Source organism: Plantactinospora sp. DSM 117369, from assembly GCF_053764795.1.
Genome location: NZ_CM132446.1, coordinates 4681460 through 4696991 on the forward strand (window position 1 = coordinate 4681460; position 15532 = coordinate 4696991).

The 15532-nt window shown below is 73.2% G+C and carries 13 protein-coding genes; 8 read left to right on the plus strand and 5 right to left on the minus strand.

Annotated features, from left to right (window positions below):
• The first annotated feature begins 40 nt into the window (after positions 1–40).
• The 5 genes from ACSMXO_RS20295 (at position 41) to ACSMXO_RS20315 (ending at position 7269) form a co-directional block, all read left to right on the plus strand.
• Positions 41–1339: a cytochrome P450 gene (locus ACSMXO_RS20295; protein WP_455418952.1), complete on the plus strand. Its 1299-nt coding sequence runs from the start codon at positions 41–43 to the stop codon at positions 1337–1339.
• Positions 1332–3197, plus strand: coding sequence for a hypothetical protein (locus tag ACSMXO_RS20300; RefSeq protein WP_455418953.1), 1866 nt, complete (start codon positions 1332–1334; stop codon positions 3195–3197). Before ACSMXO_RS20295 ends, ACSMXO_RS20300 begins: the two co-directional genes overlap by 8 nt.
• Before the next feature lie 114 nt (positions 3198–3311).
• Positions 3312–4571: a beta-ketoacyl-ACP synthase II gene (fabF, locus tag ACSMXO_RS20305; protein ID WP_455418954.1), complete on the plus strand. Its 1260-nt coding sequence runs from the start codon at positions 3312–3314 to the stop codon at positions 4569–4571.
• Positions 4568–5653, plus strand: a complete 1086-nt coding sequence (locus ACSMXO_RS20310) for a branched-chain amino acid aminotransferase (protein WP_346262661.1) — start codon at positions 4568–4570, stop codon at positions 5651–5653. The genes fabF and ACSMXO_RS20310 overlap by 4 nt, the downstream gene beginning before the upstream one ends.
• Entirely contained in the window at positions 5653–7269 is a 1617-nt protein-coding gene (locus tag ACSMXO_RS20315; protein WP_455418955.1) for a beta-ketoacyl [acyl carrier protein] synthase domain-containing protein, read from the plus strand. Before ACSMXO_RS20310 ends, ACSMXO_RS20315 begins: the two co-directional genes overlap by 1 nt.
• On the opposite strand, the gene ACSMXO_RS20320 is transcribed toward ACSMXO_RS20315, so the two are convergent.
• Positions 7245–7709, minus strand: a complete 465-nt coding sequence (locus ACSMXO_RS20320; RefSeq protein ID WP_455418956.1) for a PaaI family thioesterase — start codon at positions 7707–7709, stop codon at positions 7245–7247. The genes ACSMXO_RS20315 and ACSMXO_RS20320 overlap by 25 nt on opposite strands.
• Positions 7710–7972: 263 nt before the next feature.
• On the opposite strand from ACSMXO_RS20320, the gene ACSMXO_RS20325 reads away from it, so the two are divergent.
• A complete protein-coding gene (locus ACSMXO_RS20325; protein ID WP_455418957.1) occupies positions 7973–9331 on the plus strand; it encodes a cellulase family glycosylhydrolase in 1359 nt (452 codons plus the stop codon).
• A gap of 217 nt (positions 9332–9548) precedes the next feature.
• Here ACSMXO_RS20325 and ACSMXO_RS20330 read toward each other — a convergent pair whose 3' ends face one another.
• From ACSMXO_RS20330 to ACSMXO_RS20345, 4 genes are all read right to left on the minus strand, one after another.
• Positions 9549–10676 (minus strand): ABC transporter ATP-binding protein, encoded by a 1128-nt coding sequence (locus ACSMXO_RS20330; protein ID WP_455418958.1) that lies wholly within the window; start codon positions 10674–10676, stop codon positions 9549–9551.
• Entirely contained in the window at positions 10673–11443 is a 771-nt protein-coding gene (locus ACSMXO_RS20335; protein ID WP_455419265.1) for an ABC transporter permease, read from the minus strand. The genes ACSMXO_RS20330 and ACSMXO_RS20335 overlap by 4 nt, the downstream gene beginning before the upstream one ends.
• 84 nt (positions 11444–11527) lie before the next feature.
• Positions 11528–12328 (minus strand): molybdate ABC transporter substrate-binding protein, encoded by an 801-nt coding sequence (gene modA / locus ACSMXO_RS20340; RefSeq protein WP_455418959.1) that lies wholly within the window; start codon positions 12326–12328, stop codon positions 11528–11530.
• Entirely contained in the window at positions 12325–12750 is a 426-nt protein-coding gene (locus tag ACSMXO_RS20345) for a TOBE domain-containing protein (RefSeq protein WP_455418960.1), read from the minus strand. Before ACSMXO_RS20345 ends, modA begins: the two co-directional genes overlap by 4 nt.
• A 67-nt stretch (positions 12751–12817) precedes the next feature.
• Between ACSMXO_RS20345 and ACSMXO_RS20350 the strand changes: the two genes are divergently transcribed.
• Entirely contained in the window at positions 12818–13042 is a 225-nt protein-coding gene (locus tag ACSMXO_RS20350) for a hypothetical protein (RefSeq protein ID WP_455418961.1), read from the plus strand.
• A gap of 107 nt (positions 13043–13149) precedes the next feature.
• Positions 13150–15519: a hypothetical protein gene (locus ACSMXO_RS20355; protein ID WP_455418962.1), complete on the plus strand. Its 2370-nt coding sequence runs from the start codon at positions 13150–13152 to the stop codon at positions 15517–15519.
• Positions 15520–15532: the final 13 nt, after the last annotated feature.

The following is a 15532-nucleotide window of genomic DNA, read 5'->3' on the forward strand; positions in this document are numbered from 1 at the left end:
CAGCCGATCCCGCCCGACCCAGGGTAAGGAGGAGATCGCAGTGACCAGTGCGACGTACACCGGGGAGTTCGACCCGTTCTCCCCGGAAGCCATGGACGACCCGTACCCGGCGTACGCCGAACTCCTCCGGCACGAGGAGCCGCTGTACCTGGAACAGCGGGACATGTGGCTGGTGATCCGCTACGACCACGTCCGCGCGGCGGCGAAGGACCACCCGGGCCTCTCCTCGGCCGAGGGGATCGCCTACCACCGTTCGGCGCTGCCGGTGCTCTTCGGCATCGACCAGCCGGACCACACCCGGCTGCGCGGGCTGATCAGGCACGCCTTCTCGCCCCGGGGCGTGCAGGTCTGGCGCACCTTCATCGAGCGGGCCTGCGGCGAGCTGCTCGACGAGGCGGTGGCGATGGGCGACGTCGATCTCGTCCAGCAGGCGATGATCCCGCTGCCGGTTCGGGTCATCACCACCATCGTCGGGGTACCGGGCGACGACCTCACGACCCTCAAGCTCACCGCCGGAGTGCTGGAGAGCTTCATCCCGAACGCCCGGGTCGGGCCGCGCGCCGAACTCGAACCAGACGATCCCGCCGAGTCGGCACTCCGGCTCAAGGCCGCCAAGCAGACGCTCTCCGCCGTCGCCGGCCTCACCGGCTTCCTGCGTGGCGTCCTCGAACAGCGGCGCGCCCAGGCACCCCGGGGCGACCTGGTCTCGAAGCTCTTCGCGGTGGAGCAGGACCGGGTGAGCGAGGACGAGATCCTCTGGCTCTGCCTGACCCTCCTGGTCGGCGGCCAGGAGACGATGACGCACTTCCTGGGCAGCATGGTGGACGCCCTGCTGCACCACCCCGACCAGTTCCGGATGGTGCGCGAGCGGCCCGAGCTGATCCCGGCGACGATCGAGGAGACCGCCCGGTTCTATCCGGCGGTGCAGAACGTCTTCCGGACCGCCACCACCGATGTGCTGGTCGGCAACACCCGGATCCCGAAGGACGCCCGGGTGGAGCTGTCGTTCGCGGCGGCGAACCGGGACCCGCGCCGCTTCCCGGACCCCAACCAGTACCGGATCGACCGGATCACCGACGGCCACCTCGGGTTCGGGGCCGGCATCCACACCTGCGTCGGCGCGCACCTGGCCCGGCTCCAGGCGGCGACGTTCCTGCGCCTGCTCATCGAGCGCACCGACGACATCGAGCTGATCGGCGAGCTGGTCAAGGTGCAGAGTCCGGCGTTCCGGGGGCTCGACCACCTGCCGCTGCGGCTGACCCCGAGGTCCGGCCGTCCGCGCCGGCCGGCGCGGACGGCCGGACCGGAACGTCCTGAGCGGGAGAAGCCGAGTGACTGACGTGACCGAGACCGAGACCGGCCGGGCCGGTACCGCGACGGGGCCGGACTGCGTCCGCCTCGACTTCGCCGCGGGCGAGCCGGCCACCGCGCCGTTGACCTGGGCCCAGCGGGTGATGTGGGGCCCGATCCAGTGGTTCGGCAAGGAGGCGAACCAGTTCAACCTCACCGGTACGCTGGTGCTCGCCGCGCCGACCGACCGGGCCCGGGTGCTGTCGGCCCTGCGTACCCTGGTCGAGCGGCACCAGGCGTTGCGGAGCCACTACGTCGACGCCGCCGACGGGCCCCGGCAGCGGGTCGCCGCCTCGGGTTCCCTGGACGTCACGGTGCTCGACGACCGGGCCGAGCCCGCCCAGGTCCTCGACGAGCTGACCGCGCGGCTGGCCGACGCCGCGTTCGACCACGAGGTCGAGTGGCCGCTTCGGCTCGGCTGGACCGTCGACCGGACCGGCCTGGTGACCGGGATCGCGCTGGTCGGATCGCATCTGGCCCTCGACGGCTGGGCGTTCACCACCCTGGTCGACCTGCTGCGCGAACAGCTCGCCGACGATCCGGCGGACCCGCATCTCGGCGGGGGTGCGGGTGAGCACGAGTCCGCGGACGACCGGCAGCCGAGCCGGGCGGGGTCCGGGGCGGCACCGACGCGCACGCCGGTCGGACCGGCCGGTGCCGGTTTCCAGCCGGTCGAGCAGGCCGTCCTGCAGTCCTCACCCGACGGCGAACGGCAGGGCCGGCTCGCGTTGCGGCACTGGGAGGACGCCCTGTCGGCGGCGCCGGCCTCGATGTTCGACCTGCCCCGGGCGGAGACCGGCGACCATCCCATCGAGCGGCACCTGCTGGACTCCGTCGCGGCCGCCGAGGCGGCGTCCTGGCTCGCGGCGCGTACCCGGACGTCCTTCTCCAGCGTGTTGCTCGGGCTGACCGCGATGATCCTGACCGCGTACAACGGCCACCACACCTGCGTACTCAAGCTGATCGCCGGTAACCGGCTCGACCGGCGCAGCCGCGAGCTGATCGCGATCAACGCCCAGGACGCCTTCCTGGCGTTCCCGGTGCCGGAGACCGACCTGCTCGACACCGTCCGGCAGGTGCACCGTCCCGCCTTCGACGCCTACCGCCGCGCCCAGTACGACCCGGTCGCGCTGGACGCCCTGCTCGCGGAGACCGGCCGGCGCCGGGGGGTCGGCTTCGACCTGTCGGCGTACTTCAACAACGGGCACCGGGGCAGTGACTGGCCGGCGGCCAGCCCGGACCTTCCGGCGGTGCGGCTCGACCGGCTCCGCCGGGAGTCCCGGTACACCCGGCTCGACCCGCTGTCCAAACACGACATGAAGTTCATGGTCGCCGCCAGCAACCCCGGCGGCGGGGTGTGCCGGCTCGGGCTGCTGGTCGACACGGCGTACCTGCCGGGGGCGCTCGGCGAGGTGATCGTGCGGGGGATCGAGACGCTGCTCTGCGCTGCGGTCACCGGCGAGGTCCGGTCCGCCGACATCGCCGCCCGGATCGGCATGACGCCCGCCCGGCGGGGCCCGGACTGGGTGCGTACCCCGGACGGTTGGGTCCGCCCCGACGACATTGCGGAGCTGGTACGCGAGGCTGCCGGTGGTGCCGCGACTGGGGTGTTCGCGCCGGACCGGGCCGATCCCCGGGGCGCCCGGGAGCTGACCGCGTACGTCGCCGCCGGGCGGATCTCGCCCGAGGAGCTGCACCGGCGGGTACTCGACGCGTTGCCCGGCCGGCCCGGCCTGGTGGCGCCGGCCGAGTACGTGATCTGCGAGCCGGTCCGCCGGGTCGGCGCCGGCTTCGACGCGTGGCGGGACGCCACCGTCGTCGCCACCGGATCCGGGCGGTCCGGGTGAGCGGGCGGGGACCGGAATCATTATCGTGGGTCGATCTCAGGTGCACCTGTGGCGACCGGTAGTGTGCGCTGAGTAGTTGGAGGGATGTCGGTGCAGAACGGGAGTTCTCGGGGGATGATCGCGGACGGCGTCGTCATCACCGGCATCGGCGCGGTCACGCCGCTCGGCCTCGACCGGGACAGCACCTGGCAGGGTCTGCTCGCCGGCAAGTCGGGCGTCGGCCCGATCACCACGTTCGACGCGGGTGACCTGGCCACCAGGATCGCCGCCGAAGTGCGCGGCTTCGTACCGGAGGAGCACTTCACCGCCAAGCGGATGCGCCGGATGGCGCGGTTCAGCCAGTTCGCGGTGGTCGCCGCGCGGGAGGCGGTCGCCGACGCCGCGCTCACCATCGCCCCGGACCTGGCCGAGCGGGTCGGTGTGGTGGTCAACGCCGCGGTCGCGGGCTTCGACACGGTCGAGGCGGCCACCCGCAGGCTGACCGGGCCCGACCCGGCCGCGCCCGGCGCCCACTTCGTGCCGGCCTCGCTGACCAACATGCCCGCCTGCGAGGTCGCCATCGACCTCGGCGCGCACGGTCCGGTGAACGCCAGCGCGCTGGCCTGCGCCAGCGGCACCTACGCGCTGCTGGACGCCGCCCGGCTGATCCGGGCCGGCGAGGCCGACGTGGTCGTCTGCGGTGGCACCGACGCGGCGATCACGCCGGTGATGTTCGCCGGCCTGGTCAGCATGGGGGCGATGTCGGAGCGCAACGACGACCCGAGCGGCGCCAGCCGGCCGTTCGCCGCCGACCGGGACGGGTTCGTCTTCGGCGAGGGCGCGGTCGTGATGGTCCTGGAGTCGGCCGCGCACGCCCGGCGACGCGGCGCGACCTGGTACGCCGCCGTCGCGGGCGGGGCACTGACCTCCGACGCCTTCCACGTCAGCGCGCCCCGGCCGGGCGGGGCGCACGCCGCCGCGGCGATCCGGCAGGCCCTCCGGCGCGCCGGGGTACGCCCCGAGGCCGTCGACTACATCTGCGCACACGGCACCTCCACGAAGGCCAACGACCTGACCGAGACCGTCGCGATCCGTTCGGCGCTGGGCGGGGCCGCCGACCGGGTCGCGGTCAGCGCTCCGAAGTCGATGCTCGGCCACCTGATCGGGGCCGCCGGTGCGCTCGGCGCCATGGTCTGCGCCATGGCGATCCGGGAGCGGCTGGTGCCGCCGACCATCAACCTGCACCAGCCGGATCCGGAGTGCGATCTGGACTACGTGCCGCACCAGGCCAGGGAGATGCCGGTGCGGACCGCACTGACCAACGCGTTCGGCTTCGGCGGGCAGAATTGCGTCGCCGTGTTCACCGCTGCACCCTCGCCGGGAGATTGCGAATGACAGTTCAGTTTCCGTTGACCCGTACCGACCACCCGACTCCGGAGCAGACCCGGAAGGAGATCCTCGCCGATCCCGGGTTCGGCCGGTACTTCACCGACCACATGGCGACGGCCGTCTGGACGCCGGACGCCGGATGGCACGACCACCGGGTGACCGCGCTGGCGCCGTTCACCCTGCACCCCGGCTCGGCGGTACTGCACTACGCGCAGGAGATCCTCGAAGGACTCAAGGCGTTCCGGCACGCCGACGGCAGCGTCTGGCTGTTCCGGCCGGCGCTCAACGCCCGCCGGTTCGCCGCGTCGGCCCGCCGGATGATGCTGCCCGAGATGGACGAGGAGACCTTCGTCGAGAGCGTCGCCGCGCTGGTCCGCGCCGACGACGCCTGGGTGCCGGGGTACGGCGGCGAGCAGTGCCTCTACCTCCGGCCGTTCATGTTCGCCTCGGAGGCGTTCCTCGGGGTACGCCCGGCGAAGCACGTCAGCTACTGCGTGCTGGCCTGCCCGGCCGGGCCGTACTTCCGCAACGGCGTCACCGGGGTGACGCTCTGGATCAGCACCCGGTACAGCCGGGCGTCGATCGGCGGCACCGGCGCGGCGAAGTGCGGCGGCAACTACGGCGCCAGCCTGGCCCCGCAGGCCGAGGCGGTGGAGCACGGCTGCGACCAGGTGCTCTACCTGGGCGGGGAGAACCGGCGCAATATCGACGAGTCGGGCACCATGAACGTCTTCTTCGTGACCCGGGACCAGCAGCTCGTCACCCCGACCCTCGGCACCATCCTGGACGGCGTGACCCGGGACAGCGTGCTCAGGCTGGCCGCCGAGCACGGGCTCGCGCCGGTCGAGCGGTCGATCGACATGGCCGAACTGCGCGACGGGCTGGCCAGCGGATCGATCACCGAGGCGTTCGCGGCCGGTACCGCCGCGGTGATCACCCCGATCGTCGGGCTCAAGTGCGAGGAGTTCTCCAGCACGGTCGGCGACGGCAAGCCGGGCACGTACACCCAGCAGTTCCGCGAGCACCTGCTGGACATCCAGTACGGCCGGACCGCCGACCCCGCCGGCTGGATGTACCGGGTGAGCTAGTGAGCGCACCGATCGCCGTCGTCGGGATGGCCGTCCGCGCGCCGGCCGGGGTGAGCAGCCTCGACGCGTACTGGTCGGCCGTCGTGCACGCCCGTGACCTCACCGGCGAGCTGCCCGCCGACCGGCGTGGCGCGTTCGGGGCGCAGTGGGACGGCATGGTGACCCGGGGCGGTTACCTGGACGCCCCGTTCGACTTCGACCCGAAGTTCTTCGGCATCTCGCCGAAGGAGGCCCGGGTGCTCGACCCGCAGCACCGGCTCCTGCTGGAGGTGGTGTGGGAGGCGTTCGAACACGCCGCGATCCCGGTCGCCGACGTGGCGGCGGGCACCGGCGTCTTCGTCGGGATCACCGGCCGGGACTACCGGCAGTGGCTCTCCGGCGAGCCGAACCCGTACTCGACGATCGGCAACGGGCACAGCTTCGCCGCCGGCCGGGTCGCGTACACCCTCGGGTTGCACGGGCCGGTCTTCGCGCTGGATACCGCCTGTTCGTCGTCGCTGGTGGCGGTGCACCAGGCAGGCCGGGCGCTGGCGGCCGGCGACTGCGACACCGCGGTCGCCGGCGGGGTCAACCTGATCCTGGCGCCGAGCACCACCCGCTGGGTGAACCAGACCGGCGCGCTGTCGCCGGACGGCCGCTCGCGCCCGTTCGACGCCGCCGCGAACGGGTTCGTCCGGGGCGAGGGGTGCGGCATGCTGGTGCTGAAGCGGCTGGCCGACGCCCGCCGGGACCGGGACCGGATCCTCGCGGTGCTGCGCGGCACCGGGATCAACCACGACGGTCGGACGTCGGCGTTCACCGCGCCGAACATGTCGGCGCAGGCGAAACTCATCGACTCGGTGCTGGCCGCCGCCGGGGTCTCCGGGCAGGAGATCGGCTTCCACGAGGCGCACGGCACCGGGACCCCGCTCGGCGACCCGGTCGAGATGGCCGCGATCGTCGCCGCGCTGGGCCGCCGCGACGACCGGCCGCTCTACGTGGCCTCGGTGAAGGGCAACGTCGGGCACACCGAGGCGGCGGCCGGGGTACTCGGGCTGGTGAAGGCGATCCTCTGCCTGGTCCGGCGCACCATCGCGCCACAGGCGAACTACCGGACACTGAATCCCCGGATCGACCTCTCCGGGACCGGCATCGACATCCCGGTCGAACCGGTGCCCTGGGACGGCCGGCTCGGCGCCTGCGCCTCGACCAGCTCGTACGGGATGAGCGGCACCAACGCGTACGCGGTGCTCTCCCCGGCCCCGCCGGTCGACCCGGCGGTGGAGCTGCCGGCGGCACCCGGGTTCCTGGTCTCGGCCGCCACCCCGGCCGCGCTGGCCGCGTTGGCCCGCCGCTACGCCGAGCACCTGGGCACGCTGCCCGACCGCGATTTTCCCGCCTTCGCCGGCACCGCCACCGCCGGACGTACCCGGCTGAAGCACGCGGTCTGGGTACGCGCCGCCGAGCCGCGCGACGCGGTGCCGGCGCTGACCGCGCTCGCCGCCGGCTCGGCGCATCCGGCCGTCCGCCCGCTCGACGCCGACGAGCCGGTGCCGACCCCGCCGGGCCGCGCGGTCGTCTCCCTGCCGGGCTATCCGTGGCAGCGCGGTAGCTATCTGGCCACCGTCTCGGCGTGACCGTCGGCCAGCGCCAGCCGGGTGGCCCGGGAGGGGAGCGCGAAGTGCAGCGTCGAGATCGCGACCAGGTGCTCACGACGGTCGCTGACCCGGACCTCCACCACCGCCGACCGGCTGGCCAGCTTGACCACCTCGGCCGCGACCCGCAGGATTCCGGGCTCGGCCGGTTCGAGGAAGCTGACGCTGCTGTGCGCGAGCGCCATCGCGGGCGTCGGGCCGACCAGGACGTTGACCGCGACGAAGCCGGTCAGGTCGATCGCCCAGAACATCGCCGGTCCGGAGATCGCGCCGTCCAGCCGGCGTTCCAGGCCGTGCGGGCCGGCGGCGCAGACCACCCGGGCACCGTCGACGGTCTCGATCCGCAGCCGGTCGGTGCCGGAGATGACCTCGGCGAGCCAGGCCCGCGCCTCGTCGAGCGGCATCACCGCTTGGCTGCGCATAGAGAACACTATATGCGTCGACCAGGCGGCCGCCGGGACGACGCGGCGCCGACGCACCGGGCGCGGCAACCTGGGCATCGATTGGCATGGATTGCGTCGGGGCGCGCCGGAGCGTACCGTGCGTCCACGAGCCGGATCATCCAGTAACGCGCCAACGGACTGTGCCCATCCCACCCCCGAGAGCAGGGCAGCGATCGTCGGGGGCCCGCGCCGGTGGCCAGTCCGCCCTGCCCCGGTACCGGGGCCTCAGCTCGAGGTAGGTCATGAAGAGACGACTCGCTGCCTTCGGCGCCGTCCTGCTCGCGGTCGCCAGTTCCGTCCTGATCTCCGTCGGACCGGCGGATGCCGCCGTCGGCCTGCACGTCAGCGGCCGGAACATCGTCGAGGCGAACGGCCAGACGTTCGTCATGCGCGGCGTCAACCATCCGCACGTCTGGTACACCAACCAGACCAGCTCGTTCGCCAACATCAAGGCGCTCGGTGCCAACACCGTGCGCGTCGTACTCGGCAGTGGCCAGCGGTGGGGCCCGTCCACCGACGTCGGCGCCGTGATCTCGCTGTGCAAGCAGAACCGGCTGATCTGCGTCCTGGAGGTGCACGACACCACCGGCTACGGCGAGGAGGCGGCAGCCGCCTCACTCGACGAGGCGGTCGACTACTGGATCAGCCAGAAGAGCGCACTGGTCGGCCAGGAGAACTACGTCGTCATCAACATCGGCAACGAACCGATCGGCAACACCGACGCGGGGCAGTGGACCGCCGCCACCACCGGGGCCATCGCCAGGATGCGCGCCAACGGCTTCCAGCACCTGCTGATGGTCGACGGACCCAACTGGGGCCAGGACTGGCAGTACGTCATGCGGGACAACGCCCAGGCGATCCTGGACGCCGACAGCCAGCGCAACACCGTGCTGTCGATCCACATGTACGCGGTCTTCAACACCGCCGCCAGCATCACCGACTACCTCAACCGCTTCCAGTCCAACGGCTGGCCGCTGGTCATCGGCGAGTTCGGCTGGCGGTTCAACTCCGGCGAGGTGGACCACGAGACGATCCTGTCCGAGGCGAACGCCCGTGGCCTGGGCTATCTCGGCTGGTCGTGGAGCGGCAACACCGACCCGATCCTCGACATGGCCACCAGCTTCGACCCGACCCAGCTCACCACCTGGGGCGAGCGGATCTTCAACGGCGCCAACGGCATCAGGGCGACCGCCCGGCAGGCCACCATCTACGACAGCGGGACACCCGGCCCGACCACTCCGCCGGTCACCCCCACGGCCACGCCGCCGGTGACCCCCACCGGCACCCCGCCGGGCGGGAGCCGTGGCTGCACCGCCACGTACGCCGTGGCCGGCCAGTGGGCCGGTGGCTTCCAGGGCGACGTACGGGTGACCGCCGGTAGCTCGGCCATCAGCGGTTGGACGGTGACCTGGACCTTCGCCAACGGCCAGCGCGTCTCGCAGGTCTGGAACGCGACCGTGACCAGCAGCGGGTCGGGCGTGACCGCCCGCAACGTGAGCTACAACGGCAGCCTCGCCGCCGGGGCGAGCACGACCTTCGGCTTCCTCGGGTCGTGGACCGGCACCAACAGCGCGCCCACGCTGTCCTGCACCGCGAGCTGAATCGGCGGGCGGTACGGCCCGGGTCGGGGCGATCCGGCCCGGTCGTACCGCCCGCGCAGCTCCGACCGGCGAGTTCGGTGACACCCGGGACCGGGCCGACCGCCGCCGGGCCCCGGGAGCGCCGCCGAGCCGCCCGCACCTATGCCGCCGGTCGGAGCGGGCCCCGCCGCCGACGACTACCGAGCGCCGCCGGCGCCCACCGGTCCGCCGCCCGCGACTACCGGTCCGGCTGCTGCCGCCCGCCGGCCGCCGCCGGGTAGACCCGGGTCTCGGTCGCCTTGACCGCCGCCCAGAGCGGCTGCCCGGGGGCCAGCCGTAACTGGGTGGCGGCCGCCGGGGTGATGTCGGCGGCGACCTGGATCGGGCCGGTCAGGTGGATCCGCAGGTTGTCGCCGTGGCGTTGGATCGCCGAGATGGTGGCCGGCCAGATGTTGCGGGGGCTGCCGTCGGGACGGCCGGGGTAGAGGGCGACGGCGGAGGGCGGGAACGCGACGAAGACCTCTCCGTGCGGGTGGTCGGTGGTGGTGAGGGAGAAGTCGTCGCTGATCCGTACCGCGTCCCCGTCGGCCCGGCCGCGATAGAGGTTGAGCCCGACGAGTCGGGCGACGTAGTCGGTGCGGGGCTGTGCGGTGATGGTGGCGGCGTCGCCCTCCTGGACGACCTGGCCGTCCTCGACGATCACCAAGCGGTCGGCCAGGACGAGGGCGTCGAGCGGGTCGTGCGTGACCAGCAGGGTGGCGCCGGGATGCTCGGCGAGGTGGCGTTGCAGTTCGGTACGGGTGTCGAGCCGGGTCCGGGCGTCGAGCGCGGCGAGTGGCTCGTCCAGGAGCAGGAGTGCGGGGTCGACGGCGAGGGCGCGGGCCAGGGCGACCCGTTGGGCCTGCCCGCCGGAGAGCTGCCGTGGTTTCCGCCGGGCCTGTCCGGCCAGGCCCATCCGGTCGAGCCACTCGGCGGCGCGCAGCCGCGCCTGCCGGCGGTCGGCGCCGTGCCGGCGTGGCCCGAAGGCGATGTTGTCGAGCGCGCTGAGGTGTGGAAAGAGCAGGTAGTCCTGGAAGACCACGCCGATCGACCGCCGTTCGGGCGGGGTCCAGCGGTCCAGGTCGGGCCGGTCGAGGTCTCGGCCGGCGAGGGTGAGGCGCCCACCGCTGAGCGGCAGCAGGCCGGCGAGCGCCCGGAGCGCGGTCGTCTTGCCGGCACCGTTCGGGCCGAGCAGCGCGACGACCTCGCCGGCGCCGATCCGTAGCGGAAGGTCGAGCCGGAAGGCACCCCGGTCGGCGACCAGGTGCGCGTCGAGCAGCGGCGTGCCGGCCTCGGCGCCGGCCCGGGTCACGGAGACGGCGGTCACGGGCTGGTGATCCAGCGGTCCCGGAGGCTGGCCAGGATGGCCACCGAGACGACCAGCAGCAGCAGACTCAGCACGATCGCCGCCTCCAGGTCGGTCTCCAGCGCCAGGTAGACGGCGAGCGGCATGGTCTGGGTCCGGCCCGGGAAGTTGCCGGCGAAGGTGATGGTGGCGCCGAACTCGCCGAGCGCCCGCGCCCAGCACAGTACCGCCCCGGCCGCGATCCCCGGGGCCACCAGCGGCAGCGTGACGTGGGTGAAGGTGGTCCACCGGCCGGCGCCGAGGGTGGCCGCCGCCTCCTCGTAGCGGGTGTCGGCGCCACGCAGCGCCCCCTCGACAGCGATGATCAGGAACGGCATCGCGACGAACGCCTCGGCCAGGACCACTCCGGCGGTGCTGAACGGCAGGGTGATCCCGAAGGTGCTGTCGAGCCAGCCGCCGAGCAGCCCCCGGCGACCGAAGACGAGCAGCAGGGCGACGCCGCCGACCACCGGCGGCAGCACCAGCGGGACGGTGACCAGCGCGCGTACGACCCGGCGGCCGGGGAACTCGACCCGGGCGAGCAGCCAGGCCAGTGGTACGCCGAACAGCAGGCAGAGCAGGGTGGCGAGGGTGGCGGTCTGTAGCGACAGCCGGAGCGCGGCGAGTACTCCCGGCTCGGTGAGCCGGTGCGGGAGGGTGCTCCACGGTGTGCGTACCAGCAGGCCGATCAGGGGCAGCACCAGGAAGAGCAGGCCGAGCGCGGCCGGGATGAGCAGCGCGGCCGGCACCCGGCCGGTACGTCGTCGCCGCCGCGGCGACCGGCTCTTCCCGGCCGCGGTCGCCGCGGGTACGTCGTCGAGGAGGGACACCGGCTACGGCGCCTGGAATCCGGCGGCGGTGAGTACGCCCCGGGCGGCGTCGGAGCGCAGGTAGCCGACGAACGCCTGCCCGGCCGCCTTGTTGGGCGCGTCCTTCAGCACCACGATCGGATAGTCGTTGACCGCACCGGCCGACTCGGGGAACTCGATCCCGTCGACCTCGCCGGCGGCGGCCCTGGCGTCGGTCCGGTAGACCAGCGCCGCGTCGACCTCGCCGAGCCGCACCTTCGCCAGCGCCGCCTTCACGTCCTGCTCCAGGGTGACCGGCGTGAGCGTCACCCCGGCGGTGGCCAGAGCCTTCTTGGCCGCCGCTCCGCACGGCACCTGCTCGGCGCAGAGCGCCACCTTGGTGCCGGGCCTGGTCAGGTCGGCCAGCCTGGTCACCGCACCGGGGTTGCCCTTCGGTACGGCGATCACGAGTTGATTTCGCACGAACGTGACCGGGGTGCCGTCGCCGTTACCGGCGTCGGTGACGGTCTTCATGGTGGCCGGCGCGGCGGCGGCGAACACGTCCGCCGGCGCGCCCTGGTTGATCTGGTTGGCCAGCGCGGAGCTGCCGGCGAAGCTGAAGGTGACCCGCACGCCCGGGTTGGCGGCCTCGAAGTCCCGGCCGAGCTGGGTGAACGACTCGGTCAGCGACGCCGCCGCGAAGACGGTGACGTTTCCGGAGACCCGGGTGCCGCCGCCGTCCGGTGCCGGGCTTGCGGCGTCGTCGCCGTTGCCGCAGCCGGAGAGCCCCAGCACCGCCAACGTGGTGAGCGCGGCAAGGGCGGTACGGGATAGTGCTGCTCTCACGGATTGGTCCTCCCTCGGCTGCCGGCGGTCGTCGCTGGCTTCTCCACCACGACCGTGGTCGACTTGATCACCGCAACCGCCACCGACCCGACCTCCAGGCCGAGGTCGTCGACGGCTTCCCGGCTCATCAGCGACACCAGCCGGAACGGCCCCGCCTGGATGTCCACCTGGGCCATCACCGCGTCCTTGACCACGGCGGTGACGATGCCCCGCAGCCGGTTTCGCGCCGACGACTCCTCCGTGCGCTCCGCCGGCTCACCTCCCTGCGCCTGGACGAATCCGGCGAGCGCCGCCCCGTCGATCAGCCGGTGCCCGTAATCGTCGCGCAGGGCGGGCAGGCGTCCGGCGTCGATCCAGCGGCGCACCGTGTCGACGCTGACGCCGAGCAGTTCTGCGGCCTCACCGATCCGGAACATCGTCACCCGGCCAGGTTACCGATCCGCATCTGCGATGTGAAGGTGGCTGAGCGGCCCGCGTCTGCCGTACTGGGTGGCGGGATGCCTGTGGCACCTGCTGCCCGCCTACGCCGCCGCGGTCGCGCAGGCGCGACTGCCGGCCGGGGGAGTGGCGGTGGACGTCGGCTGTGGCACCGGCCGCGCTGCCCGCGGTCCGGCACGCGGTCGGGCCCGCCGGGCCGTGATCGGCCTCGACCTCGCCCCGCAGACGGTGACCCGCCCCGCCGTCCACAGTGGTGGGGGCGACCCGGCGCATTGATCGTGATGGCTCTGTCGCTCTAGGATGGGCGGCGCACCGACGTGGGAGCGCTCCCGAGCCGGGTGGCGCCCGCGTCGACAGCGGAATACACACGGGGGAGGACGTCTATGCACGTCGGCAGAGCGGTGATGGCTGTCGCGGTTTCGTTAACGTTGAGTCTCGGCGGCGGCGCCGCATGGGCGAGCCCGGCAGATCCGTCCGGTCGAGCGACGGCCGACGCCCGCACCCCGTTGCCGGACGGCTGGAAGCTGACGCAGACCGCGTCCGGGTGGGAACTCGAATGGCGCCGGACGCAACCGGTCCGGACCGGCGACGCCGTGATCGAGTTCTACGCCGGCAACCGGCCGCTCGGCCGGCCGGGAGCAGCGAGCGACCAGCGCCGTTTCCACCTTCCCATCGACGACGTCACCGCACGGAACCTGACGGATCTCCAGGTACGCGCCAGCGGGCGGCGCCTCGACGTGCCGGTCGACCCGGGCGACGCGCGCGGGAGCGGCGTACCGCCGACGTTCGCGGCGACCCAACTGCCGCCGAACCCGGTCGACCCGGGCGTGCCCGGCCCGTACCCGACGATCAGCGGCGAGTACACGCTGCCGGACGTGCCGTTGCCGGGGCTGGCGGTACCGGTGGAGATGCGCGGCTACGTCGTGGCACCGCAGGGAACCTCCGGCCAGCGCCCGCTGGTGCTGATCCTGCACGGCCGGCACCCCACCTGCTACCAGGGCACCGCCGAGCCGACCACGGTCTGGCCCTGCCCGAGCGGCTGGAACCCGCTGCCCAGCCATCGGGGGTACGAGCGGATCCAGCAGGTACTGGCCTCGCAGGGGTATGTCACCGTCTCCATCTCGGCCAACGCCATCAACGCGCAGGATGGCGCCGGCCTGCCGCCGCAGGACGCGGGTGCGCAGGCCCGCTCCTCGCTGGTCCGGCTGCACCTGGGCCGCTGGGCCGACTGGGCCGGCACCGGTCGGCCCAGCGCGCCCGACGTGGTGCGGTCGGCGCCGGTGCCGAACATGTCCAACGTGCTGCTGGTCGGGCATTCCCGAGGTGGCGAGGGCGTCAGCCGGGCCGCCGTGGACAGCCTCACCCGGCCACCCGCCGGGCAGGACGGCTACCCGGGGACGGTGCGCTGGCAGATCCGCGGGCTGGCGCTGATCGCCCCGTCGATCTACAGCCACAACCCGGCTCCGGACGTACCGTCGATGACCATCCTGCCGAGCTGCGACGGTGACCTGTCCGACCTGGAGGGCCAGCTCTACGCGGACGCCACCCGTGGGGTGGGTCGCGGGTCCGCCCTGCACGGTGTCGTCTTCGCCGTCGGCGCGAACCACAACTACTTCAACACGGAGTGGACTCCCGGGCTCTCCGTCGCGAAGTCCTGGGACGACTACCCCAGCCCGCACGATCCGGTCTGCCGGACGGTCTCGCCGATGCGCCTGACCCCGGAGCAGCAGCAGAACGTCGGCGCCACCTACGTCGCCGCCGCCGCGGCCACCTTCGTGGCCGGCAACGACCAGGTACGCCCGCTGCTGGACGGCTCGGGATTCCGGGCACCCTCGACGGACCCGGCGACCGTGCTCAGTCACGCCGTGGGCGGCAACCGGACGCGTCTGCTCGTGCCCGACGCCTCCACCGTGCTCAGCGGCGCCGCCGCCCGGCTCTGCGAGCAGATCGCCCCGGCGAGTTCGCCCGCCTGGTGCGGCAACTCCAACTCGCCACACTTCGCGACCTTCGACCCGATCGTCCCCGAGCCGGGCCGGTACGCCATCGAGGTGGACTGGCGGGCACCGGGCAGCCCGGTCGGTCTCCGGCCCCCCGCCGCGGTCTCGCTGTCGACGGCGGAGTCGGTGGCGTTGCGGGTGGTGGTTCCGGGCGGATCCCCGGGTACCCAGTTCGACGTCGCCATCGCCGACTCGGCGGGCCGGCAGGCGACGCTCGGCACCACCACCCTCGACCCGATGCCGATGCCCACACAGACCTCGGACGACTGGGCCCAGGAGGTGCGGATGCCGTTGACCAACGCCAGAACGGCCGGGCTGGACCTCGGCCAGATCACCACTCTGGTGCTGGTACCACGGGCCGGTGAGACCTGGGCCAGGATCTGGCTGATCGACGCCTGGGGCTGGCGGCCCGGCACGCCCGCCCCGCAGCCGGTGTCGCTGCCCCGGGTCGACCTGGGCGAGCGGACGGTCCAGGAGGGCAACTCCGGGACGGTTACCTACCAGGTGCCAGCCCAGGTCTCCGGCAGCGGCAACGGCCAGGTACGGGTCTTCGTGGTGGACCCGCTGACCGGGCTCGCCACGACCAGCGTGCTGACCGTCACGCCCGGCAGCACCACCATCGCCATCCCGATCGCGGTGACCGGCAACACCCAACCCGGGGACGGCCGGCGCTACGTGGTCGCGGTGAAGGCCGTCCAGGGGGTCTCCGTCGGCGACGCCTACGGCCTGCTGACCGTCCAGGACGACGACGCATGACCTGACCCGCACG